Annotated in this window: 22 protein-coding genes; 9 read left to right on the top strand and 13 right to left on the bottom strand. The window is 67.0% G+C overall.

Annotated features, from left to right (window positions below; genetic code table 11):
• Nucleotides 1–3: 3 nt before the first annotated feature.
• The 6 genes from ACFOOQ_RS11165 to ACFOOQ_RS11140 form a co-directional block, all read right to left on the bottom strand.
• The gene (locus ACFOOQ_RS11165) at nucleotides 4–576 is read right to left on the bottom strand and encodes a hypothetical protein (protein ID WP_379726090.1); all 573 of its coding nucleotides are present in this window, start codon (nucleotides 574–576) and stop codon (nucleotides 4–6) included.
• Nucleotides 573–1,121, bottom strand: a complete 549-nt coding sequence (locus ACFOOQ_RS11160) for a Crp/Fnr family transcriptional regulator (protein WP_379727543.1) — start codon at nucleotides 1,119–1,121, stop codon at nucleotides 573–575. The genes ACFOOQ_RS11165 and ACFOOQ_RS11160 overlap by 4 nt, the downstream gene beginning before the upstream one ends.
• A gap of 40 nt (nucleotides 1,122–1,161) precedes the next feature.
• The gene (locus tag ACFOOQ_RS11155) at nucleotides 1,162–1,632 is read right to left on the bottom strand and encodes a nucleoside deaminase (RefSeq protein ID WP_379726087.1); all 471 of its coding nucleotides are present in this window, start codon (nucleotides 1,630–1,632) and stop codon (nucleotides 1,162–1,164) included.
• A gap of 4 nt (nucleotides 1,633–1,636) precedes the next feature.
• The gene (gene uraH / locus ACFOOQ_RS11150) at nucleotides 1,637–1,990 is read right to left on the bottom strand and encodes a hydroxyisourate hydrolase (RefSeq protein ID WP_379726084.1); all 354 of its coding nucleotides are present in this window, start codon (nucleotides 1,988–1,990) and stop codon (nucleotides 1,637–1,639) included.
• An 18-nt stretch (nucleotides 1,991–2,008) separates the two neighbouring features.
• Nucleotides 2,009–2,560, bottom strand: coding sequence for a 2-oxo-4-hydroxy-4-carboxy-5-ureidoimidazoline decarboxylase (uraD, locus tag ACFOOQ_RS11145; RefSeq protein ID WP_379726081.1), 552 nt, complete (start codon nucleotides 2,558–2,560; stop codon nucleotides 2,009–2,011).
• Nucleotides 2,561–2,660: 100 nt separating this feature from the next.
• The gene (locus ACFOOQ_RS11140; RefSeq protein WP_379726078.1) at nucleotides 2,661–3,956 is read right to left on the bottom strand and encodes a glycerate kinase type-2 family protein; all 1,296 of its coding nucleotides are present in this window, start codon (nucleotides 3,954–3,956) and stop codon (nucleotides 2,661–2,663) included.
• A 111-nt stretch (nucleotides 3,957–4,067) separates the two neighbouring features.
• On the opposite strand from ACFOOQ_RS11140, the gene ACFOOQ_RS11135 reads away from it, so the two are divergent.
• The 3 genes from ACFOOQ_RS11135 to puuE are packed head-to-tail and all read left to right on the top strand — an operon-like array spanning nucleotide 4,068 to nucleotide 7,551.
• Complete coding sequence (locus ACFOOQ_RS11135) at nucleotides 4,068–5,303, top strand: allantoate amidohydrolase (RefSeq protein WP_379726075.1); 1,236 nt, start codon at nucleotides 4,068–4,070, stop codon at nucleotides 5,301–5,303.
• An 8-nt stretch (nucleotides 5,304–5,311) separates the two neighbouring features.
• The gene (locus ACFOOQ_RS11130) at nucleotides 5,312–6,547 is read left to right on the top strand and encodes an ArgE/DapE family deacylase (RefSeq protein WP_379726072.1); all 1,236 of its coding nucleotides are present in this window, start codon (nucleotides 5,312–5,314) and stop codon (nucleotides 6,545–6,547) included.
• A gap of 5 nt (nucleotides 6,548–6,552) precedes the next feature.
• The gene (gene puuE / locus ACFOOQ_RS11125) at nucleotides 6,553–7,551 is read left to right on the top strand and encodes an allantoinase PuuE (RefSeq protein ID WP_449265805.1); all 999 of its coding nucleotides are present in this window, start codon (nucleotides 6,553–6,555) and stop codon (nucleotides 7,549–7,551) included.
• On the opposite strand, the gene ACFOOQ_RS11120 is transcribed toward puuE, so the two are convergent.
• Both ACFOOQ_RS11120 and ACFOOQ_RS11115 read right to left on the bottom strand, forming a co-directional pair.
• Complete coding sequence (locus ACFOOQ_RS11120; RefSeq protein WP_379726069.1) at nucleotides 7,548–8,165, bottom strand: class I SAM-dependent methyltransferase; 618 nt, start codon at nucleotides 8,163–8,165, stop codon at nucleotides 7,548–7,550. The two genes, puuE and ACFOOQ_RS11120, sit on opposite strands and share 4 nt — an antisense overlap.
• Before the next feature lie 103 nt (nucleotides 8,166–8,268).
• On the bottom strand, nucleotides 8,269–8,952 hold the full coding sequence (locus ACFOOQ_RS11115; protein WP_379726067.1) for a TetR/AcrR family transcriptional regulator: 684 nt from the start codon (nucleotides 8,950–8,952) through the stop codon (nucleotides 8,269–8,271).
• Nucleotides 8,953–9,081: 129 nt separating this feature from the next.
• Here ACFOOQ_RS11115 and ACFOOQ_RS11110 point away from each other — a divergent pair, with 129 nt between their 5' ends.
• A complete protein-coding gene (locus ACFOOQ_RS11110; protein ID WP_449265804.1) occupies nucleotides 9,082–9,825 on the top strand; it encodes an SDR family oxidoreductase in 744 nt (247 codons plus the stop codon).
• 19 nt (nucleotides 9,826–9,844) lie between these two features.
• Here the strand turns inward: ACFOOQ_RS11110 and ACFOOQ_RS11105 are convergent, their stop codons facing one another.
• The gene (locus ACFOOQ_RS11105) at nucleotides 9,845–10,759 is read right to left on the bottom strand and encodes a GntR family transcriptional regulator (protein ID WP_379726064.1); all 915 of its coding nucleotides are present in this window, start codon (nucleotides 10,757–10,759) and stop codon (nucleotides 9,845–9,847) included.
• A gap of 242 nt (nucleotides 10,760–11,001) precedes the next feature.
• Between ACFOOQ_RS11105 and aceB the strand changes: the two genes are divergently transcribed.
• Both aceB and ACFOOQ_RS11095 read left to right on the top strand, forming a co-directional pair.
• Entirely contained in the window at nucleotides 11,002–12,612 is a 1,611-nt protein-coding gene (aceB, locus tag ACFOOQ_RS11100) for a malate synthase A (protein ID WP_379726061.1), read from the top strand.
• Nucleotides 12,613–12,800: 188 nt separating this feature from the next.
• Nucleotides 12,801–13,109, top strand: coding sequence for a hypothetical protein (locus tag ACFOOQ_RS11095; RefSeq protein WP_379726058.1), 309 nt, complete (start codon nucleotides 12,801–12,803; stop codon nucleotides 13,107–13,109).
• A 15-nt stretch (nucleotides 13,110–13,124) separates the two neighbouring features.
• On the opposite strand, the gene ACFOOQ_RS11090 is transcribed toward ACFOOQ_RS11095, so the two are convergent.
• Both ACFOOQ_RS11090 and ACFOOQ_RS11085 read right to left on the bottom strand, forming a co-directional pair.
• Nucleotides 13,125–14,177 (bottom strand): fatty acid desaturase family protein, encoded by a 1,053-nt coding sequence (locus ACFOOQ_RS11090; protein ID WP_379726055.1) that lies wholly within the window; start codon nucleotides 14,175–14,177, stop codon nucleotides 13,125–13,127.
• A gap of 174 nt (nucleotides 14,178–14,351) precedes the next feature.
• On the bottom strand, nucleotides 14,352–15,191 hold the full coding sequence (locus ACFOOQ_RS11085; protein ID WP_379726051.1) for a hypothetical protein: 840 nt from the start codon (nucleotides 15,189–15,191) through the stop codon (nucleotides 14,352–14,354).
• 134 nt (nucleotides 15,192–15,325) lie between these two features.
• Between ACFOOQ_RS11085 and ACFOOQ_RS11080 the strand changes: the two genes are divergently transcribed.
• Nucleotides 15,326–15,661: a hypothetical protein gene (locus ACFOOQ_RS11080; RefSeq protein ID WP_379727564.1), complete on the top strand. Its 336-nt coding sequence runs from the start codon at nucleotides 15,326–15,328 to the stop codon at nucleotides 15,659–15,661.
• Between the two features lie 71 nt (nucleotides 15,662–15,732).
• Here ACFOOQ_RS11080 and ACFOOQ_RS11075 read toward each other — a convergent pair whose 3' ends face one another.
• The gene (locus ACFOOQ_RS11075; RefSeq protein WP_379726048.1) at nucleotides 15,733–16,365 is read right to left on the bottom strand and encodes a LysE family translocator; all 633 of its coding nucleotides are present in this window, start codon (nucleotides 16,363–16,365) and stop codon (nucleotides 15,733–15,735) included.
• A 100-nt stretch (nucleotides 16,366–16,465) separates the two neighbouring features.
• The gene (locus ACFOOQ_RS11070; protein ID WP_379726045.1) at nucleotides 16,466–18,325 is read right to left on the bottom strand and encodes an acyl-CoA dehydrogenase; all 1,860 of its coding nucleotides are present in this window, start codon (nucleotides 18,323–18,325) and stop codon (nucleotides 16,466–16,468) included.
• 162 nt (nucleotides 18,326–18,487) lie between these two features.
• Between ACFOOQ_RS11070 and purB the strand changes: the two genes are divergently transcribed.
• The gene (gene purB / locus ACFOOQ_RS11065; protein WP_379726042.1) at nucleotides 18,488–19,876 is read left to right on the top strand and encodes an adenylosuccinate lyase; all 1,389 of its coding nucleotides are present in this window, start codon (nucleotides 18,488–18,490) and stop codon (nucleotides 19,874–19,876) included.
• Between the two features lie 86 nt (nucleotides 19,877–19,962).
• Nucleotides 19,963–20,847 (top strand): haloalkane dehalogenase, encoded by an 885-nt coding sequence (locus ACFOOQ_RS11060; RefSeq protein WP_379726039.1) that lies wholly within the window; start codon nucleotides 19,963–19,965, stop codon nucleotides 20,845–20,847.
• The last annotated feature ends 1 nt before the right edge of the window (nucleotide 20,848 follow it).

Below are 20,848 nucleotides of genomic sequence, written 5' to 3'. Positions count from 1 at the left end.
AGCCTATTGCAGCCGGTATGCGCTGTGGCAGGCGGTGCAGGCTTGCGTCGTCATGGCCAGGGCGGACAGCGCCGACTTCATGTCGCCGGTCACTCCGGCATCCTTGGCTGCCAGGGCGAACCGGCTGGCGGCATGATGCATCGCCGTGCCGGCAAGCTGCATGCCCTCCGGCATGAACGGCGCGACCTCGTGGGCGCCATGCAGGCTCAGCGAGTTCATGCCAAGCCGGCTTTCGGCGATATCCGCCGCCTTGTCGAAATCACTTGTGGCCAGCGCCTCCTGGATTTCGGAAAGTGCCAGCAGGTGATTACGCATGTTGGCGAGGGTCCGGATCCGCAGGGCTTCGGGGTAGGTGACCAGCTGCCGCTCATCCGACGCTGCCTGCTGCGCCGCGCGGTCACCCATCGGCATCTGTTGCTGGGGCATGTGTTGCTGATGCTGATGCATGTCATCGGCCGCAAGAGCGAAGCCGGCCGCACCGGCCATCAGCACAGAAACCAGCAGAATTCGAACAAGGCACATGGGTGCATCCCCGGTGATTCGAATGAATGCTACTGCCGCCCATGGCACCATCATATGATCCGGATCATATCCTTGTTTCGGCGGATCCGCCGCGCCTTCTGCAAGGCCGCCAGTGCCCGGTAGACGGCTTCATGCGTCAGCCCGAGTTCCGGTGCGATCTCGGTCCAGGGCCGATCCAGCATCACGACCGGCGGATCGCCTGAAGCATGCAGATGCAGCCAGGCCAGCAACCGCTGCGGGGCATTCCGGATATTGCGCAATTCCAGCTGTGCGCGCAGATCGCGCACCTGGCGGCCGAGATGCCGGGCATAGCCAAGCGCTGCCTCCGGCTCGCGCGTGAGTGCCGCCAGCAAATCGGCTTTTGGGACTGCCAGCAGCACGCTCTCGACCTCGGCCACGGCATCACAATGATAACTGGCTGCAAACAGCGCTGCCTCGGCAAACGTTTCGCCTACACGAGCCACATGCAGCGCGACACCGGCTCCATCCTCAAGATGCCGGACCAGTCGAAAGCGGCCGGCTTCGACCCGGAAAATCGCCGTTGCCCGGTCGCCCTGGCGGAATGCCACCTCGCCGGCCGCGAGGGTCCGACGGCGCAGGCGGCCGGGCGGAACAAGAGAGAGCCAGTCCGGGGCGCCGCTAATACCACACCTTGTCGGGCTTCGCGGCCCATTCCTCGAATACGGATCGCGCTTCCGTGTGCAGGATCTGCTCGCACCGGAGGCTGCGCTGCGGCATCGGCAGGGCAAGCTCGCGATAGAGGAAGGCATCGTCGAACTCGATCGCCGCCGCATCGGCCTGGGTGTTGCCGTAATACAGCCGGTCGATGCGTGCCCAGTAAGTGGCGGCAAGACACATCGGACAGGGTTCGCAGCTCGTATAGAGCACGGCGCCGCGCAGATCGAACCGCTTGAGCCGGCCGCAGGCTTCGCGGATCGCCACCACCTCGGCGTGGGCGGTCGGATCGTTCTGTGAGGTCACCCGGTTCCAGCCTTCGCCGACGATCTTGCCATCCAGCACAATCACCGCACCGAACGGCCCGCCGTCGCCGGCCTGCATGTGCCGGCGACTCAAGGCGATGGCATGGCGCATGAAACCGGCATGATCCATGACGTCAGCTGCCGCGATAGGTGGAAAAACTCCACGGCGAGACCAGCAGCGGCACATGGTAATGGCTGCCTTCCTCGGCGATGCCGAAACGGATCGGCACGGCGTCGAGGAAGGGCGGATCGGGCAGATAGACACCGCGCGCCAGGAAATACGGCGCCACATGGAAGACCAGCTCGTAGCGTCCGGCACGGAACTCCGGACCGTCCAGCAGCGGCGCGTCGGCACGGCCGTCGCTGTTGGTGGTGATCTGTTTGACCAGACGGCGGCTGTCGCCGTCCAGTGCATAGAGGTCGATGGTCAGGCCGGCGGCCGGCCGGCCATGCATGGTGTCGAGGACATGAGTGGTCAGGCGGCCCATCGCGGTCTCTCCATGCTGTCAGGCCTGCACCGGTGCCGCCGACAGCAGCGCGTCGAGCCGGATGCGGGCAATGCGCCCCACCTCGGCCAGCGCAGTGCCGAATTCGACGTCGGGCGTGTTGTTCAGGCGGCGTTCGAACTCGGCAAAGATCTGCCGCTTGGTACGCAGCTTCACGGCGATGATAAAGGGAAACCCGTGACGGTCGCGGTAGGTCGCGTTGAGCTGCAGGATGCGCTGCTTTTCGCCTGGGCTCAGCCGGGTCAGCCCGGCGCTGTCCTGCTCGCCGGTCGAATGATCGGTCAGCGTGCCGGCATCGGCTTCCCTGCCGGCCAGTTCCGGATGGGCGCAGAGCAGGTCGCGCTGTTCGTCCGGGGTGGCCGCCCACATCGCCGCCACCAGCGCGCCATGCAGGGCATCGAGGCTGCCGAACGGCCGCCGCACCACCGCACGCTCGGCGATCCAGGGCGAATGCTCGAAGATGCCGTCGAGCGCGATGACGAAATCCGGCGCCGCGATGCGGTTGAGGTCGGCGAGCGTCAGCGCCGTGTGGACGAGCGGGAAGTCGGTCATGGCCCCTGCGGAGGACGGTCAGCGTCTGTATTTCTGTATACAGTTTCGCCGGCCGCGGGGCCAGCGCCGCCGTGTCATGCCGGCTGGGCTGCCCGCCGGATCACAGAACCAGAATGGCGCGAAAGTCGTTGACATTGGTCAGGGTCGGCCCGGTCATGATCAGCCCGCCGGTCGCCTGGAAGAAGCTGTAGCCGTCGTTGTCGGCGAGGCAGGCCTTCGCATCCACGCCCTTGGCCGCCGCCCGGGCAACGCTGTCGGGCGTCAGCAGCGCGCCGGCATTATCCTCGCTGCCGTCGATGCCGTCGGTATCGCCGGCCAGCGCCCAGACCCCCTCGGCGCCGTCCAGCGCCACCCCCAGCGCGGTGAGGAATTCGGCGTTGCGGCCGCCGCGGCCCTTGCCGCGCACCGTCACCGTGGTCTCGCCGCCCGATAGCAGCACGCAGGGCACCCCGGCCGGCTGGGCATGGCGGCGCACCTGGCTGGCGATGCCGGCCATCACGGTCGCCACCTCGCGGGCCTCGCCCTCGATGGCATCGCCGAGGATGACCGGCGTCACACCGGCGGCGCGGGCGACTTTCGCTGCCGCCTCCAGCGCCATCTGCGGCGCCGCCACCATCACCGTGCGGGTCCGCTCGAACGCCGGATCGCCGGGCTTGGGCGTCTCGTCCGCCGCCGCGGCCATATGCTTCGCCACGGCCGGCGGCAGATCAATGGCGTATTTCTCCAGCACCGCGCGTGCCTCGGCAAAATCGGTCGGGTCGGGCACCGTCGGACCCGAAGCAATCACCGCCGGATCGTCGCCCGGCACGTCGGAGATCAGCAGCGACACCACCTGGGCCGGTGCCGCCGCGGCCGCCAGCCGGCCGCCCTTGATCGCCGAGAGATGTTTGCGCACGCAATTCATCTCGGCAATGTTGGCGCCGGATTTCAGCAGGGCCTGGTTCACCGCCTGCTTGTCGGCCAAGGTCAGGCCCGGCGCCGGCAGCGCCAGCAGCGCCGAGCCGCCGCCCGAGATCAGGCACAGCACCAGATCGTCGGCGGTCAGCCCCTGCACCTTGCCGAGGATCAGCGCGGCAGCCTTTTCGCCGGCACTGTCGGGCACCGGATGAGCCGCCTCGACGACGATGATACGGTCGCAGGGCACGTCATGGCCGTAGCGGGTGACCACCAGACCCTCGAGCGGTGCATCGTGATTCTTTTCCGGCCAGGCCAGTTCGACGGCGCGCGCCATGCTGGCCGCCGCCTTGCCGGCGCCGACCACGATGGTGCGGCCCCAGCTGCCATCCTTGCGCACCGGCGCGGCCGGCAGAAACGGCGGCACGCAGACGGCAGGATCGGCTGCCTTGCGGGCGGCCTCGAACATTGCGCGCAACAGTAACTCGGGCTCGAACGACATGCTTTATTCTCCCATCCCGTTGCTAATGCATGCCTGCGCCCTTGGCCAGTATCACCGGCCAGTGTAAGGTCGAAAAACTGTATACAATCATCCGGCAAGGAGCCCTCCCCGATGCCTGCCTTCCGCTTCGCCGACCGCATGCTCGCCCAGCTGGACGAACTCGGCCGCATCAGCGAAAGCCCGGATTACCTGTGCCGGACCTTCCTGACGCCCGAGCATCGCGCGGCGCACGAGACCGTGGCGCAGTGGATGCGCGAGGCCGGCATGGAGGTCGAGCATGACAGCGCCGGCAACCTGGTCGGCCGCTATGCCGGTGCCACGCCCGACGCCCCGGTGCTGATGAGCGGTTCGCATCTCGATACCGTGCGCAATGCCGGCAAGTATGACGGCATGCTGGGCGTGATCGCGCCGCTGGCCTGCGTTGCCGACCTGCACCGGCGCGGCGTGCGGCTGCCGCATACCATCGAGGTGGTCGGCTTCGCCAACGAGGAAGGCACCCGCTTCGGCGCCTCGATGGCCGGCAGCCGCGCCATCGCCGGCACCTTTGATCCGGCCATGCTGGAGACGAAAGACAAGCAGGGCGTCAGCATGGGCGAGGCCTACCGGGCCTTCGGCCTTGATCCGGCGCAAGTGGGCAGCTGCGCGCGCCGGCCCGGCAGCATCGCCGCCTTCATGGAACTGCATATCGAGCAGGGCCCGGTGCTGGAGAACAAGGGCCTCGCGCTCGGCGTGGTCACGGCGATTTCCGGCGCCCGGCGCATCCGCGTCGAGATCACCGGGCTGGCCGGCCATGCTGGCACCGTGCCGATGGGCCAGCGCCAGGATGCCCTGGTCGCGGCGGCCGAGATCGTCACCTATGTCGAGACGCGCTGCACCGGCACGGAGACGCTGGTCGGCACCGTCGGCATGATGGAGGCGCTGCCCGGCGCCATGAACGTGATCCCCGGCAAGGCCGTCTTCTCGCTGGACATCCGCGCGGCGGAAGATTCAGTGCGCGATGCCGCCGCCGACGACGTATTCGCCGAGATCGCGCGCGTCTGCGCCCGCCGCAATGTCGAACACAAACTGACCGAGCTGTACCGCTCGACGGCAACACCCTGCCACCCGGGACTGATGGATGCCGCCGAGGCGGCAATCAAGACCCAGGGCGTGCCGACCATGCGGCTGCCGTCCGGCGCCGGCCATGATGCCGCAACCCTCGCCCCGCTTTGTCCGGTCGCCATGATCTTCATGCGCTGCACGCGCGGCATCAGCCACAATCCGCTCGAGGCCGTGCTGGCCGAGGATGTCGAGCTGGCGACCGCCACGCTGCTGCATTTCATCGAAAACTTCCATCCCGTGAACTGAACCCGTCCATGACCATCGACAAGGCGGTTGCCGCCACCATCCACGATTTCGTCACCACCAACGCCGATGCCATGGCTGGCATGCTGGCCGAGCTGGTGAAGGTGCCCTCCGACAACCCGCCGGGCGACTGCGCGCCGCATGCCAAACGCGCCGCCGAATTGCTGGAGGGCCTTGGCTTCACTGTCGAGCGCCATCCGGTGCCGGACGACCTGGTCAAGGCCAATGGCATGATCTCCTGCGTCAATCTCGTGGTGCGGAAAAAATTCGGCGACGGGCCGGTCGTGGCGCTGAACGCCCATGGCGACGTGGTGGCACCGGGCGAGGGCTGGAGCGTCGATCCCTACGCGGCCGTGGTAAAAGACGGCGTGATGTATGGCCGCGGTGCCGCCGTCTCCAAGTCCGACTTCGTCACTTACGCCTATGCCCTGCTGGCGCTGGAAAAACTCGCCAAACCGATCAAGGGCACCATCGAGCTGCACCTAACCTACGACGAGGAAGCCGGCGGTGCCATTGGCCCACAATGGCTGCTGGAACAGGGCATCTCGAAGCCCGATTATGCCTTCTCGGCCGGTTTCTCCTACGCGGTGACCACCGCCCATAACGGCTGCCTGCACCTGGAAGTCACGGTCAACGGCAAGTCGGCCCATGCGGCACGGCCCGACACCGGTCATGACGCGATGGAAGCCGCCGTCCATGTGCTGAACGCGCTCTATGCCTATCGCGACACCTTGGCGGCGATCCATTCGCAGGTCGGGGGCATCACCTCGCCGACCTTGGTGGTCGGCCTGATCAAGGGCGGCATCAACACCAATGTGGTACCCGACCGCGTCACCTTCCGGCTCGACCGTCGCATGATCCCGGAAGAAAACCCCGAACAGGTCGAGACCAACCTGCGCAACCTCGTCTCCCATGCGGTCGAACACCTGCCCGGCATCACCGCACAGGTCATCCGCATCATGCTGGCGCGGCCCTTCGGCATGGTGCCCGGCGTGGAGAAACTGATCGACATCCTGACCCGCAACGCCACAGCGGTAATGGGCAAGCCGGTCGGCACCGAGGGCATCCCGCTCTATACCGATGCGCGGCATTATTCGGCCAGGGGCGTCAAGACGGTGCTGTACGGCGCCGGGCCGCGCAACCTGCTGGAGGCCAACGGCCACCGTGCCGACGAGAAGCTGGTCCTGAGCGACCTCAACAAGGCCACCGAGGTGGTCGCCCGCACCCTCTATGAACTGCTGAGCTGAGAGCCATGGCCAAAAAGACCGCCGCGAAGAAAGCCGCCCCGAAGAAGAAGCCTGCGACGAAGAGAATGGATATCGTCGCCGCGGCGCTCGGCAGCAAGCCCTATCCGCGCGATCTCTACGGCTACGGCCCCAATCCGCCCGATCCGAAATGGCCGGGCGGCGCGAAAGTCGCGGTCAGCTTCGTGCTGAACTACGAAGAAGGCGGCGAGCGCAGCGTGCTGCATGGCGACAAGGTCTCGGAGACCTACCTGACCGAGATTCCCGGCGGCACCCCACGCGTGAAGATGCGCGACCATGCCACCGAGTCGGTCTACGACTACGGCGCGCGGGCCGGCGTCTGGCGCGTGCTGCGGCTGTTCGCCGAACGCGACATCAAGTTCACGTCATGGGCCGTCGGCATGGCGGTGGCGCGCAATCCGGAAGCGGCGCGCGCCATGCACGAGGCTGGCCACGAGGTCGCCAGCCATGGCTGGCGCTGGTTCGACTACGCCACCATGCCGCTGGCGAAAGAACGCGCCGACATGAAGCTGGCCATCGAGGCGATCCGCCAGGCCACCGGCCAGCGCCCGCTCGGCTGGTACACCGGCCGCTTCTCGGAGAACACGCTGAAGCTGGTCGCCGAGGATGGCGGCTTCGTCTACTCGTCGGACACCTACGACGACGACCTGCCCTACTGGACCACGGTGGGCAAGAAACCGCAGCTGATCCTGCCCTATACCTTCGACAACAACGACATGAAGTTCGGCCAGCTGCACGGCTTCGCCACCGGCGTGGATTACTACAACCACGTCAAGGACGCCTTCGACATGCTGTACCGCGAGGGCGAGCAGGGACAGCCGAAGATGATGACCATCGCGCTGCATTGCCGGCTGATCGGCCGGCCCGGCCGCGCCGCCGCGCTGGCCCGGCTGATGGATTACATCCAGGGCCACGACAAGGTGTGGATCGCGCGCCGCATCGACATCGCCCGCCACTGGATGCAGGTGCATCCCTACCGGGGCTAGCGGCGCCCGAACAGGCTGTACTGGAAACGCTGCACCGATCCGGCAGGCGTCAGGTGCTCCTCGCCGGCAGCGTCCAGCAGATCGAAGCCGGCGCCGAAGACCTTCGCCAGCGTCTGCGGACTATAACGCTGCACCGGGAGGCCGCTGCAGCGCTCCGGGCCGTCAGGCGCAAAGGTGGCAATGATGATGCGGCTGCCCGGCTTCGTGCCCTTGTCCAGTGCCGCCAGATAGGCGGCACGGTCGGCGGCATCCACAAGAAAATGGAAAACCGCGCGGTCATGCCAGAGGTCGTATTGCCGCTCCGGCCGCCATGCCGTTATGTCGGCAGCCACCCAGCGGACGCCACCAGCACCGCCCCCGAGGCGGGCTCGGGACTTCGCCAATGCGCTCTCGGCGATGTCGAGGACGGTGACATCGCCATATCCGGCCGCAACCAGCTCATCGACCAGCCGTGAGGCGCCACCGCCAATGTCGATGATCGGCGCCTCGGTTCCGGCGACCGATCCCCTGATCCAGTCGAGCGAACGCAGCGGCGAGGCCTGGAACCAGCTGACCTCGTCTTCGGCCTTATGGTCATAGACGCCGGTCCAGTGGTGTTTTCTGAGGTCTTCCATGGCCGGCTCCTGCCCGTTACATGGCCGTGCCGGATGAACATAGCGCAGGTCGCCGCCTTCTCAAGACAGCGTCATGGAGATGTCTTGACCGCGCGGGGAAGCATCAGGATCTGACCTGACCGGCTGGTTTCGCTTTCGCTGATTTCGCCGCCATCAACCCGTCCCAGGCGGCAAGCGCCATCTCGACAGAGGCGAGCAGCTGCTTCCTGGTCGCATCGTCGCGCGCCTGGATCGACATGCCCTGCACCAGAGTCGTATAGAAGGCCGCTATCGCAGAGGCATCGGCGGTCGCCGGCACATCGCCCTCGGCCTGGCCGCGCCGGACGCGGTCCGCCAGTGACTCCATCGCCGCGCGGCGGCTCCTGGTCATCAGGGCGCGCACGCTCTTGTTCTCAGGCGCACCGACGATGGCCGACAGCACTACCATGCAGCCCGGCGGGTGGTCCGTTTGGACGTAATAGCCGGCATAGAAACGCAGCATGGCGGCGAAGCCCTCTTTCGCCGTCTTGCCCTCCCGCAGCAGCCGCTGCGGCAAGGCGCCCTCGGCAGTCTCGTAAAGCTCCAGTGCCTCCTCGAATAGCGCCTCCTTGCAGGTGAACGCCGCATAGAGGCTCGGCGCGTTGATGCCCATGGCCTTGGTCAGGTCGCTGAGCGAGGTCCCCTCATAACCGCGCAGCCAGAAGACCTGCATGGCCGCCTGCAACGCCGCATCACGGTCGAAGCCGCGCGGCCGGCCTTTCGGCTTCGCCTCGCCCGTCTTCCGGGATGTGACTGCGCGCACGGCCATGACCGTTTCCTGCGATCTGATTCAAATTCTGTATCGATCGATAAATAAAGCGCTTGACCCCGGCCGGCAAGCCCCTACCTTCCGCCCCTCATTCTGTACCGATCACTAAATAATATATGGAGGCATCCCATGACGACGTTTTCTTCCACCGCCCTGCAGGGCAAGGCCGCACTGGTCACCGGCGCCAGCCGGGGCATCGGCGCGGCCACCGCCAGGGCGCTGGCCGCCGCCGGTGCCGATGTAGCCATCACCTACAGCGCCTCGCCCGACAAGGCCCAGATGGTGGTGCAGGAGATCCAGGCGCTGGGCCGCAAGGCCGTGGCGATCAAGGCCGACAGCGCCGATGCCAGGGCCGTGCAGGCCTCGGTGACCGAAGCCGCCAGGGCGCTCGGCCGGCTGGATATCCTGGTCAACAATGCCGGCGTCGCCTATGGCGACGACTCGCTGGAGAACATCGAGCGCATGGTGGCGATCAACACCCGCGCACCGTATGTGGCCGCGCTGGCTGCCGCCCCGCTGATGCCCGAGGGCGGCCGCATCATTACCATCAGCTCCTGCCTGGGCGAAAATGTGCGCTTCCCCGGCGTCACGCTCTATTCCATGAGCAAGGCGGCGATGACCGGCATGACGCGCGGCCTGGCGCGCGACCTCGGGCCCCGCGGCATCACGGTGAATGTCGTGCAGCCCGGCCCGATCGATACCGACATGAACCCGGTCGATGGCGAGAATGCCCCCGCCATGACGGCACTGACTGCGCTCGGCCGCTATGGCCGGCCGCAGGAAATTGCCGATACGGTGGTGTTTCTTGCCGGGCCGGGTGCCAGCTATATCACCGGCGCGCAGATCACGGTGGATGGCGGCATCAACGCCTGACGGACAGAGCCGGCCCGGTTCAGCCGCCGGTCTTCGGACCGGTGGCGAGCCGGGCGAAGACGTCCTGCAAATCGACGGGGCGCCGCCTCGCGGCAGCAAGGTCAAGGCCGTCTTCCAGCCTTTGCAGATGCTCTTCCATATAGGCCACCGCACCGGTGGCATCGCCGGCAGCGAGCCGGTCGAGCAGAATGCCGTGCTCCTCATGGCTGCACATGCTGTTCCCCGGCGCCTCGTAGACCGCGATGATCAGCGAGGTGCGCGATACCAGGGCGCGCAGGAAACCGGCCAGCGAGGCATTGTCGAGCAGCTTGGCGAGTTCGAGGTGGAATTCGCCGGCCAGGTTGATGCTACGGCGGCGGTCGCGCGCCGTCTCGGCCGCATGCTCGCGGGCGACGAAGGCCCGCATTGACGCCATCTGCGCCGCCGTAATCTGGCGGGCGGCGGCGCGGCGCGCCAGTTCGGCGGCGATGCCGGTCTCGACCACGCGACGGGCGGCAAACACCTCACGGGCCTCCTGCACGCCCGGCTTGGCCACCGAGGCCCCGCGGTTGTGCTGGAGCGTGACCAGATTGTCGTGCGCCAGCGCCTGCAGCACCTTGCGGATGCGGGTGCGGCTGACCCCGAAGGCGCGCGCCAGCACATCTTCCGGCAGCTTGGTGCCCGGCATGATGATGTGTTCGACGATCGCCGTGTAGACGCTGTCGTAGATGGTGGCGTCGTCCACCGGACGAGGCCGTCCGGCCGGGCCGCTGCCGCGGCTGCCCGCCTTGGCCGGAACCGGACGCCCGGCGCGACCGGCCAGCGCCGGCACCGCCTGCATCTCGGCGGCGGTGATTTTGCGCAGCCGTGAACCTGCTCTATCGGCAGCCGGGCCGTCGGAAGCGGCGGTGTCCTTCCGCGGTCTGGCTACGGCCTTGGCGGTGCCCTGCACCATCTGGTGTCCTGCCTGGCTGGATGTCCTGCCCGGGTTGGCGCCACCCGCCGGGGCGGCAAATGGCGAATCGGCCGGACAATTTCCTCCCGGACTGTATACGTTTTTTCGATTCCCGGTCCAGTTCGCGGCTAGACGGGCACCCCCCGGACCCGTTAAAAGTTGTCAGACAAATTTTGCCGTAAATCATCAGTTGGCGGATTAATTGGCCCGTCGACGCATACATAGCAAAGGGAGAAAGCCCCATGACGGGTTGGCCGCAGATGCCGGGCGTACAGATCACCGGCACATTCAAGCCGGGCTTCGAAACCATCCTCACGCCCGAGGCGCTGGCCTTCGTGGTCGAGCTCGAGCGCCGCTTCGGCCCGGAGCGCAAGAAGCTGCTGCAGAAACGCATCGAGCGCCAGGCCCGCCTCGATGCCGGCGAGAAGCCGGACTTCCTGCCCGAGACCAAGCATATCCGCGACGGCGACTGGACGGTGGCGCCGCTGCCGGCCGACATCCTCGACCGCCGCGTCGAGATCACCGGTCCGGTTGACCGCAAGATGATCATCAACGCGCTGAACTCTGGCGCCTATGTCTTCATGGCCGATTTCGAGGATGCCTCGACGCCGAGCTGGGAGAACATGATCGACGGCCAGTTCAACCTGGTCGACGCCAACAAGGGCAGCATCGACTTCACCGACCCGACCTCGGGCAAGGCCTACAAGCTCGGCCCCAAGCCGGCCACCCTGTTCGTGCGGCCGCGCGGCTGGCACCTGCTGGAGAAGCACGTCATCGTCGACGGCGTGCCGATGTCGGGCGGCCTGTTCGATTTCGGCCTGTATTTCTTCCACAACGCCAAGATCCGCAAGGACCAGGGCAAGGGCACGTATTTCTACCTGCCGAAGATGGAAAGCCATCTGGAAGCCCGGCTGTGGAACCAGGTGTTCGACTTCGCCGAGGACACGCTGAAGATGCCGCGCGGTACCATCCGCGGCACCGTGCTGATCGAGACCATCCTCGCCGCCTTCGAGATGGACGAGATCCTCTACGAGCTGCGCACCCATTCCGCCGGCCTGAACTGCGGCCGCTGGGATTATATCTTCAGCTTCATCAAGAAATTCGCCAAGCAGCCCTGGGCCGTGCTGCCCGACCGCGGCCAGGTCACCATGACGGTGCCGTTCATGCGCAACTACTCGCTGCTGGCGATCAAGACCTGCCATCGCCGCAACGTGCATGCCATGGGCGGCATGGCGGCGCTGATCCCGATCAAGAACGACGAGAAGGCCAATGCCGAGGCGATGGCCAAGGTCTCGGCCGACAAGCAGCGTGAGGCGACCGACGGCCATGACGGCACCTGGGTGGCGCATCCGGGCCTCGTGCCGATCGCCAAGGCCGAGTTCGACGCGGTGATGAAGGAATCAAACCAGATCGCCCGCCAGCGCCAGGACGTGCATGTCGAGGCCAAGGACCTGCTGGCGATGCCGAACGGCAGCATCAGCGAGGCCGGCCTGCGCCAGAACGTCAATGTCTCGATCGGCTATCTGGAAGCCTGGCTGCGTGGCATCGGCTGCGTGCCGCTGTACAACCTGATGGAGGATGCCGCGACCGCGGAAATCAGCCGCGCCCAGGTCTGGCAGTGGCGCCACCACAAGTCCAAGCTCGATGACGGCCGGCTGATCGATGCCGCCCTCATCGAAAAGACCATCGAGGAAGAACTGGCCAAGACCCGCGACATGGTCGGCGCCGACAAGTTCGACGGCGGCAAGTATGCCGAGGCCGCCGCGATCTTCCGCAAGCTGGCCCTGGCCGAGGAGTTCACCGAATTCCTCACCCTGCCCGCCTACGACGAGATCGTCGCCCAAGGCATGTAAGCTGGCGACCACCCGCAAAAGTCAGGCCGGGCGGAGCAATCCGCCCGGCTTTTTTGTTTTGCGGACCCGTCTTTGTCCCGCTTTTCTCACGCCGGCGGCGCGCTGTCGCCGCATTCGGGCGTGATGGTTTTCCGGTAGACGGGGCATTCCGTCCCGCCGCTGCAGACCATACGTGCGGGAGACTGATCATGGCGAAGAAACCGGACAAAAAGCCGCTGAACGAAACCGACGCGGTGCTGCGCCTCGGCCTGCATGGTGCGCCGGATGGCCCGGCCCATACCACGCCGCTGGTGAAAGGCGCGAAAGCCAGGCAGGCCTACGGGCCCGGCACCTACGGCAATGAACAGTTCACCGGCCGCGCCGCCGGCACCACCACCCCGGCGCCAGCGCCGGAAGGCCAGGACAAGCCGGTGCCGCACCGGAACATCGCCGGCAAGCCCGATATGCGCAAACGCGACGACCGCTACGGTCGCAATGGTGACAGCGGAGTCGGTTAGGGGGCGGCTGAGGGGTCAGGCCGCGGACGATGGCCTGCTCCGGCGCGGGAAGCGCACCATGCGGCCGCCCTCTTCGTCCCACAGCGCCAGCATGCAGCCGCGCAGCGCAGCGCCGAGGCTGAGCCCGGGCAGAGCCCGGAGCGATGGCACGGCCTCATGACAGGCCTGCAGCCGGTAGTTCGGCACCTGCGGGTTCAGGTGGTGCACATGGTGGAAACCGATATTGCCGGTGAACCACTGCAGCAGGCGGGGCAGCCGCAGATACGAGCTGCCGTCGATAGCGGCGCCGACGGCGGTCCAGTCGCGCTGGCGCAGCCAGGTGGTGCCCTCGAAACGGTGCTGCACCGAGAACAGCCAGACACCGACCGTGGCCGCCACCACCATCACCGGCAGCTGGATTGCCAGCACGGCATGGAAACCGAGTGTGAAGCCGAGCGCCAGCACCACGGCGGCCAGCCCGGCATTGGTCAGCCAGACCGACCAGCGTTCGCGCCGCCAGGCCTTTGGCGTGTCGAGCGGCAGGCGATACAGCAGCAGGAAGATCACTGGCGGCAGCACCACCAAAGCCACCAGCGGATGGCACAGCACCCGGTAGCGCAGGCGGCCGAAGCGGCCGAGGGCTTGGTATTCCGCGACGGTCAGGCAGCTTGAATAGATGTCGAGGAAACCCGGCCGGCGGTCGAGGTTGTTCCAGATACCGTGATGGCCGGCATGCAGCCGGCGCCAGTTGTCGAACGGCGTGCAGGTGATCAGGCTGCAGACCCAGCCCATCGCCGCATTGGCCCGCCGCGAGCGGAAGAAGGCGCCATGGCCGCAGTCATGCTGGATGATGAAGATGCGCACCACGAAACCGGCGGCCAGCAGGATCAGCGGCAGCAGGGTCCAGTAGGGCAGGTCCAGCGCGCGGCTGCCGTACATGGCGGCGCAGAGGCCGAAGAAGGGCAGGAAGGAATTCGCCACCTGCCACAGGCTGCGGCCGAGCTTCGGCCCCTGGTGGGCGGCGACGGCGACGCGGAGCGGCACGGGATTGCCGGAGACCGGCGGAACGGCAGTGGCAGTAAGAGACATGGGCCTGCTTTCGGTGGCGCGGGGTGCAGCGTCAGAGGTATCGGGAGCGGGTGCAGCATAGCGCAAAAGCCGCGCGGCTGGCGACAAATCGCAGGTTCTGCCTGCATTGTGATCGCACCGCAGGACCTCCGCGCCGTTTCCCGCGCTTTTCGCCGCCGGACAAAATCCGGGCGGCTATGGCGTCTTCGGGTTGGCTCCGCCGGTATGTGCCGCCCCGTGCGACCCGGCTCCATGTGACCCTGGCCCATGCGGCATGGGCTCACCCCGGGCGATGGCCAGGTGGTGGATCTGGTGATGGGCGCCGGTCGCCATCACGCCGATGAAACCGAGGCCGCGGATTTTGGCGGTCTGCCGGGCATCCTTTGCCGTCACCGTCAGAATCACGCCATCGGGCTTGTCCTCTGTCGCCACATGCCAGCCATCATGGCCGTCGATCTCGCGGGCATGAGCCGGCACCATGCGGCGGATCGCGTCGAGCGTGCGACCCTGGCCGGTGACGGCGACACGGATGCCGCCGCCGACCGCCTCGACCTTGGCTTCGGCATTCAGCGTCACCTCGTTCATGTCGATCAGGTGGCGGCGCAGGGCATCGAGGTCGACCCGGTTCCAGTCCGTCTTCGGGTCGGCCTCGAGGATGGCGAGAATCTCCTGCACCGCGCCGAAGGCGTCGTTGCCCGGCAGCTTCGGCACCTTCGCCTGTGCAGCGGACGTCAGGCCGCCGACCTGCTGCCCCAGCAGGCTACGCAGCAGACTGCCCTCGTCTTTTGCCCGGCCCGGTTCGGCCACCGGCTGGCCCGACCGGCGCAGCTCCGGCGCAGCAATTGCGGGCATTGCGACGCCGGATGGCGTGGCACCGGGCACGCTTGGCGGCACCGGTCGCTTCGGCATCTGCACGGCGGCCGGCGGCAGCGACTCGGTCGACGTCGTCTGCGCCATCACGACCGGCGAGTGCAGCAGCAGGGCTGCGGGCAGGATCAGCAGCAGCATGGGCGACAGTGTGAATGGACGGCGCATCTGAAGATTCCTCTTCCCGACGGAAAAAATGCGGCGCTATTGTAGCGCGGGATTTCGGCGGATGGAGTCGAGTCCAGCCGTGAGAGTCCGAAACAGCATCCCGCCGCGGGCGGATATCCAACAGGGGGACCATGATGGCGAAGAAGAAAGCGGCCAAGAAGGCCGCGAAGACGAAGAAGAAGGCCGTGAAGAAGGCCACCAAGAAGATCGTGAAGAAGGCGGCAAAGAAGGCCGCCAAGGCCAAGAAAGCCACCAAGAAGACCGTGAAGAAGGTGGCGAAGAAGGCTGCCAAGGCCAAGAAAGCCGCCAAGAAGACCGTCAAGAAGGTGGCGAAGAAGGCCGCCAAGGCCAAGAAGGTCGTGAAGAAGAAGGCGGCGAAGAAGAAGGTCGCCAAGAAGGCCATGCCGGCCGCAATGCCGGCGCCGATGGCGACGCCCATGCCGGTGCCGCCGGTCAAGCTGCCGGAATAACCGCAACCAGACGATCCGGCCCGTGCGGCAAACGGGCCGGATTCCTGCTTTCAGGACCCGAACTTCAGGGTTTAGCGCCGCGCCTCCAGCGCCATGCGCACGGCCAGCCCGGCCAGCACCGTTCCCATCAGCCAGCGCTGGATCAGCAACCACAGCGGCCGTCCGGCCAGGAAAGTGGCGATGCTGCCGGCGGTGACGGCGATCAGGGCATTCACCGACACGCTGATGACGATCTGGGTGGCGCCGAGCGCCAGCGACTGGCCGAGCACATGGCCCTGCTCCGGGTCGAGGAACTGCGGCAGCAGCGACAGATACAGCATGGCGATCTTCGGGTTCAGCAGGTTGGTCACCAGCCCCATGCCGAACAGCCGGCGCGGGCTGTCCTGCGGCAGGCTGCGCACCTGGAAGGGCGAGCGGCCGCCGGGCCTGAGCGCGGCCCACGCCATCCAGGCGAGATACAGCGCGCCGCCCCAGCACAGCGCCTGATAGGCATAGGGCACCGCCAGCAGCAGGGCGGTAATGCCGAAGGCGGCGCAGAGCATGTAGAAGACGAAGCCGAGCGCCACCCCGCCCAGCGAGATCAGCCCGGCCACCCGGCCCTGGCAGATCGAGCGCGAGATCAGGTAGAGCATGTTCGGCCCCGGGGTCAGGACCATGCCAAACGAGACCAGCGCGAAGGCGAGCCAGTGGGCGGTGGTGGGCATGGGCAGCGTTCCGTGGAGAAGACTCGGGGGAGGTTTGCCCCAGTCTAGCGCCGGCGCCGGCGGTCGGGGAGCGCGGAATTGCCGCCTGACAATCCGCCCCTCAGAACCACGCGGCCTGCATCTCCAAGGTCGCCGGTTCCAGCCGGGCCAGCAGCGGCAGCCAGTGATCGAGCCGGCCAAGTTCGTAGGCATAGAAATACCGCGCGGCGGCCAGCTTGCCCCGGTAGAAGGCGACATCGTCGCCGGTCGCGTCCGGCAGCCGCCGCGCCGCCACCATGGCCTGGCGCAGCCACATCCAGGCGATCGCCAGATGGCCCATGGCATCGAGATACAGCGTGGCATTGGCCAGATACAGGCTGATCCTGCCGTCTTTCGCCGCCGGCAGCATCGCCGCGGTTGCCGTCATCATGCGGGCCAGCGCGCCGTCGAGCTCCTCGGCCCAGGCGGCACAATCGGGCAGGCCGCGGGCGCGCAGGATATCGGCGGCAATGGTCTCGAACAAAAGCCGGGCGCCGGCGCCGCCCTGCATCAACATCTTGCGGCCCAGCAGGTCGATGCCCTGGATGCCGTGGGTGCCCTCATGGATCGGATTCAGCCGGTTGTCGCGGTAATACTGCTCGACCGGATAGTCGCGGGTATAGCCATAGCCGCCGAGCACCTGGATCGCCTGCTTGTTGGCCTCGAGGCAGAATTCGCTCGGCCAGGACTTCACCATCGGGGTCAGCATGTCGAGCAGCAGCGACAGGCGCTTTTTCTCGCCCTCGTCCTCCGCCGTATGGATGCGGTCGACCAGCGACGCGGCATAGAGGCAAAGCGCCAGCGCCCCCTCGACCGCGGCCTTCTGGCTGAGCAGCAGGCGGCGGATATCGGCATGCTGGATGATCGGCAGCGGCTTCGACGCCGGGTCCTTGTTGTCGGGTGCCCGGCCCTGCGGGCGCTGTTTGGCGTAATCGAGGCTGTAGAGATAGCCGGCCAGCCCCAGCGAGGTGGCGCCCAGCCCGACGCCGATGCGGGCCTCGTTCATCATGTGGAACATGTAGTCGAGCCCGCGATGCGGCTCGCCGACCAGATAGCCGATGCAGTCGCCCTGCTCGCCGAACGACAGCAGCGTGTTGGTGGTGCCGCGAAAGCCCATCTTGTGGTTGAGGCCCATCAGCTGCACGTCGTTGCGCGGCCCGAGGCTGCCGTCGGCCTCGACGCGGCGCTTCGGCACGATGAACAGCGAGATGCCCTTCACCCCGGCGGGAGCCCCGGCGATGCGGGCCAGCACCATATGGACGATGTTTTCGGTCAGCTCGTGCTCACCCGCCGAGATCCACATCTTGCTGCCGCTGATCCGGTAGGCCGAACCGAGGCTGCCGTCGACGCCGGGCGCATTACTGCTGGCTGGGCTGTTGCTGACGGGCGTCGCCCGGGTGCGGATATCGGCGAGGCCGGAGCCCGCCTGCGGCTCGCTGAGGCACATGGTGCCGAAGAAGCGGCCCTCGAACATCGGCTGCATGAAGCGCTTTTTCTGCTCCGGGCTGCCGAAGGCGGCGATCATGTTGGCGGCGCCGATGGTCAGGAAGGCATAGCCGATGCTGCCGATATTGGCGGCGTTGAAGCAGGTGAACGCCGCCTGCAGCAGCGTCCAGGGCAGCTGCTGGCCGCCCTCGTCGTAACTGCGATGCGCCGCCATGAAGCCCGCGTTGACGAACTGGTCGAGCGCGGCGCGCACCTCGGGGATGATGTGGACGGTCTGGCCGTGGAACTGTGGCTCGTTCAGGTCCGCCTTGCGGTTGTGGGTCTGGAAATGCTGGACGGCGATGGCTTGCGCGGTGTCCAGCGCCGCCGTCATGGTGGCCCGGTCGTGGTCGGCGAAATAGGGCCGCGCGGTCAGGCTGCCGATCTCCAGATGCTCGAACAGCTGGAAATCAAGGTCGCGACGGTTGACGGTCGGCAGGCTGTTTTCAGCGGCCATGGCGGTGCTCTCCCCGGAACAGCGGGAGGCTGCAGCCCCGGGCCTCAGGAATCAACCCTGCCGCTGCGTCAGTTGGCCTTGATTGCCGGGCCGTCCGGGGGTACATCTGCCGCGACTTTTCCACAGCCTTCCGGGCGTTTCCGCCCGCCGACGAGGTCCCGCATGATCCCGCGTTACACCCGCCCCGAAATGGCCGCCATCTGGGAGCCGGAGCAGAAGTTCCGCATCTGGTTCGAGATCGAGGCCCATGCCTGCGACGCCCAGGCGGCGCTCGGCGTGATCCCCAAGGCAGCCGCGAAAGAGGTCTGGAAGAAGGGCAAGTGGGAAATCGCGCGCGTCGACGCCATCGAGCGCGAGACCAAGCATGACGTGATCGCCTTCCTGACCAACCTGGCCGAATATGTCGGCCCCGCCGCCCGCTTCGTGCACCAGGGCATGACCTCGTCCGACGTGCTGGACACCTGCTTCAACGTGCAGCTGGTGCGCGCCGCCGACCTGCTGATTGCCGGCTGCGACCGCGTGCTGGCCGCGCTGAAAGAGCGCGCCTTCGAGTTCAAGCTGCTGCCCTGCATCGGCCGCAGCCACGGCATCCATGCCGAACCGGTCACCTTCGGGCTCAAGCTGGCCGGCTTCCATGCCGAGTTCCAGCGCGCCCGCCGCCGCCTTGAGGCCGCCCGCGAGGAAGTCGCCACCTGCGCGATCTCCGGCGCGGTCGGCACCTTCGCCAATATCGACCCGGCGGTGGAAGAGCATGTGGCGAAGAAACTCGGCCTGCGCCCCGAGCCGGTCTCGACCCAGGTGATCCCGCGCGACCGCCATGCGGCTTACTTTGCCCATCTCGCCGTGGTCGCCGCCTCGATCGAGCGGCTGGCCACCGAGATCCGCCACCTGCAGCGCTCCGAGGTGATGGAGGCGGAGGAATTCTTCTCGCCCGGCCAGAAGGGCAGCTCGGCCATGCCGCACAAGCGCAACCCGGTGCTGACCGAGAACCTGACCGGCCTCGCCCGGCTGGTGCGCTCGGCCGTCGTGCCGGCGCTGGAGAATGTCGCCCTGTGGCACGAGCGCGACATCAGCCATTCCTCGGTCGAGCGCGGCATCGGCCCGGACGCCACCATCCACCTCGACTTCGCCCTGCATCGCCTCGCCGGCGTGGTCGAGAAGCTGGTGGTCTATCCCGACAACATGATGAAGAACCTCGACCGCTTCGGCGGCCTGGTGCATTCCCAGCGCGTGCTGCTGGCGCTGACCCAGGCGGGCCTGAGCCGCGAGGACAGCTACCGGCTGGTGCAGAAGCATGCCCTGAAGATCTGGCAGCAGGGCGGCGACTTCCTGCAGGCCCTGCTCGGCGAGACGGAGGTCACCGACCGGCTGAAACCGGCGCAGCTGACCGCCCTGTTCGACCTCGGCTACCACCTCAAGCATGTGGACACCATCTTCGCCCGCGTCTTCGGCAAGGAAGGCATCACGCCCGGTGTCAAAAAGAAGGCTGTCCGCAAGGCGGCGAAAAAGGCCGCCAAGCGGAAAAAGCCGGCAGCCAAGAAGAAGCGCTGACCCGGCGTCAGTCCGCGATGGCCGGGATTGACTTCCCGGCCAATTACGTCAGCCTCTTCCTCATAACAACGAGGGAGAGAGACGCCATGATCCAGGCCCTGCGCACGCCCGACGAGCGCTTTGCCGGCCTGCCCGGCTATCCGTGGCAGCCACATTACCTGACGCACGACAACGGCCTGCGCATGCATTACCTCGACGAGGGGCCGCATAGCGGCCGCACCTTCCTCTGCCTGCACGGCCAGCCGACCTGGAGCTATCTCTACCGCCGCATGCTGCCGGTGTTCACCGCCGCCGGTCATCGCGTGGTGGCGCCCGACCTGTTCGGCTTCGGCCGTTCCGACAAGCCGCGCGACGAGGCGGTCTATACCTTCGATTTCCACCGCGACAGCCTGATCGCCCTGATCCGCGCGCTGAACCTGCAGGATATCGTGCTGGTCTGCCAGGACTGGGGTGGCCTGCTCGGTCTCACCATCCCGATGAAGCTGCCCGAGCGCTTCTCCGGCCTGCTGGTGATGAACACCGCGCTCGGCACCGGAGATGCGCCGCTGACCCAGGGCTTCCTCGACTGGCGCGCCTGGAACAACAAAAATCCGGACATGGCAATCGCCAAGCTGATGCAGCGCAGCTGCCCGCATCTGAGCGACACCGAGGCCGCCGCCTACGCGGCGCCCTATCCCGATGCCGACTACAAGAGCGGCGTGCGGCGCTTTCCCAACCTGGTGCCGGATTCGCCCGAAGCGGACGGCGCGGCGACCTCGCGGCGGGCGCGGGATTTCTGGAAGAGCGACTGGGCCGGCAAGAGTTTCATGGCGATCGGCATGGCCGACCCGGTGCTGGGAGCGCCGGTGATGCACGGGTTGCGCAAGCTGATCCACGGCTGCCCGCCGCCACTGGAACTGCCCGAAGCCGGGCACTTCGTGCAGGAATGGGGCGAGCGCGTCGCCAGGGACGCGCTCGCCGCCGGACTCTGAG

Origin of the sequence: Ferrovibrio xuzhouensis (assembly GCF_042648965.1) — a bacterium.
Classification (GTDB): Bacteria; Pseudomonadota; Alphaproteobacteria; order Ferrovibrionales; family Ferrovibrionaceae; genus Ferrovibrio; species Ferrovibrio xuzhouensis.
The sequence above is the reverse complement of the archived record's forward strand: the minus strand, read 5'-3'. Positions and strand labels throughout refer to the sequence as shown.

Bases quoted from the DNA above. Each gene is read 5' to 3' on its own strand.
- ACFOOQ_RS11165 (WP_379726090.1), bottom strand. From the start codon at position 576: ATGATGGTGCCATGGGCGGCAGTAGCATTCATTCGAATCACCGGGGAT.
- ACFOOQ_RS11155 (WP_379726087.1), bottom strand. From the start codon at position 1,632: ATGGATCATGCCGGTTTCATGCGCCATGCCATCGCCTTGAGTCGCCGG.
- uraH (WP_379726084.1), bottom strand. From the start codon at position 1,990: ATGGGCCGCCTGACCACTCATGTCCTCGACACCATGCATGGCCGGCCG.
- uraD (WP_379726081.1), bottom strand. From the start codon at position 2,560: ATGACCGACTTCCCGCTCGTCCACACGGCGCTGACGCTCGCCGACCTC.
- ACFOOQ_RS11140 (WP_379726078.1), bottom strand. From the start codon at position 3,956: ATGTCGTTCGAGCCCGAGTTACTGTTGCGCGCAATGTTCGAGGCCGCC.
- ACFOOQ_RS11135 (WP_379726075.1), top strand. From the start codon at position 4,068: ATGCCTGCCTTCCGCTTCGCCGACCGCATGCTCGCCCAGCTGGACGAA.
- ACFOOQ_RS11130 (WP_379726072.1), top strand. From the start codon at position 5,312: ATGACCATCGACAAGGCGGTTGCCGCCACCATCCACGATTTCGTCACC.
- puuE (WP_449265805.1), top strand. From the start codon at position 6,553: ATGGCCAAAAAGACCGCCGCGAAGAAAGCCGCCCCGAAGAAGAAGCCT.
- ACFOOQ_RS11120 (WP_379726069.1), bottom strand. From the start codon at position 8,165: ATGGAAGACCTCAGAAAACACCACTGGACCGGCGTCTATGACCATAAG.
- ACFOOQ_RS11115 (WP_379726067.1), bottom strand. From the start codon at position 8,952: ATGGCCGTGCGCGCAGTCACATCCCGGAAGACGGGCGAGGCGAAGCCG.
- ACFOOQ_RS11110 (WP_449265804.1), top strand. From the start codon at position 9,082: ATGACGACGTTTTCTTCCACCGCCCTGCAGGGCAAGGCCGCACTGGTC.
- ACFOOQ_RS11105 (WP_379726064.1), bottom strand. From the start codon at position 10,759: ATGGTGCAGGGCACCGCCAAGGCCGTAGCCAGACCGCGGAAGGACACC.
- aceB (WP_379726061.1), top strand. From the start codon at position 11,002: ATGACGGGTTGGCCGCAGATGCCGGGCGTACAGATCACCGGCACATTC.
- ACFOOQ_RS11095 (WP_379726058.1), top strand. From the start codon at position 12,801: ATGGCGAAGAAACCGGACAAAAAGCCGCTGAACGAAACCGACGCGGTG.
- ACFOOQ_RS11090 (WP_379726055.1), bottom strand. From the start codon at position 14,177: ATGTCTCTTACTGCCACTGCCGTTCCGCCGGTCTCCGGCAATCCCGTG.
- ACFOOQ_RS11085 (WP_379726051.1), bottom strand. From the start codon at position 15,191: ATGCGCCGTCCATTCACACTGTCGCCCATGCTGCTGCTGATCCTGCCC.
- ACFOOQ_RS11080 (WP_379727564.1), top strand. From the start codon at position 15,326: ATGGCGAAGAAGAAAGCGGCCAAGAAGGCCGCGAAGACGAAGAAGAAG.
- ACFOOQ_RS11075 (WP_379726048.1), bottom strand. From the start codon at position 16,365: ATGCCCACCACCGCCCACTGGCTCGCCTTCGCGCTGGTCTCGTTTGGC.
- ACFOOQ_RS11070 (WP_379726045.1), bottom strand. From the start codon at position 18,325: ATGGCCGCTGAAAACAGCCTGCCGACCGTCAACCGTCGCGACCTTGAT.
- purB (WP_379726042.1), top strand. From the start codon at position 18,488: ATGATCCCGCGTTACACCCGCCCCGAAATGGCCGCCATCTGGGAGCCG.
- ACFOOQ_RS11060 (WP_379726039.1), top strand. From the start codon at position 19,963: ATGATCCAGGCCCTGCGCACGCCCGACGAGCGCTTTGCCGGCCTGCCC.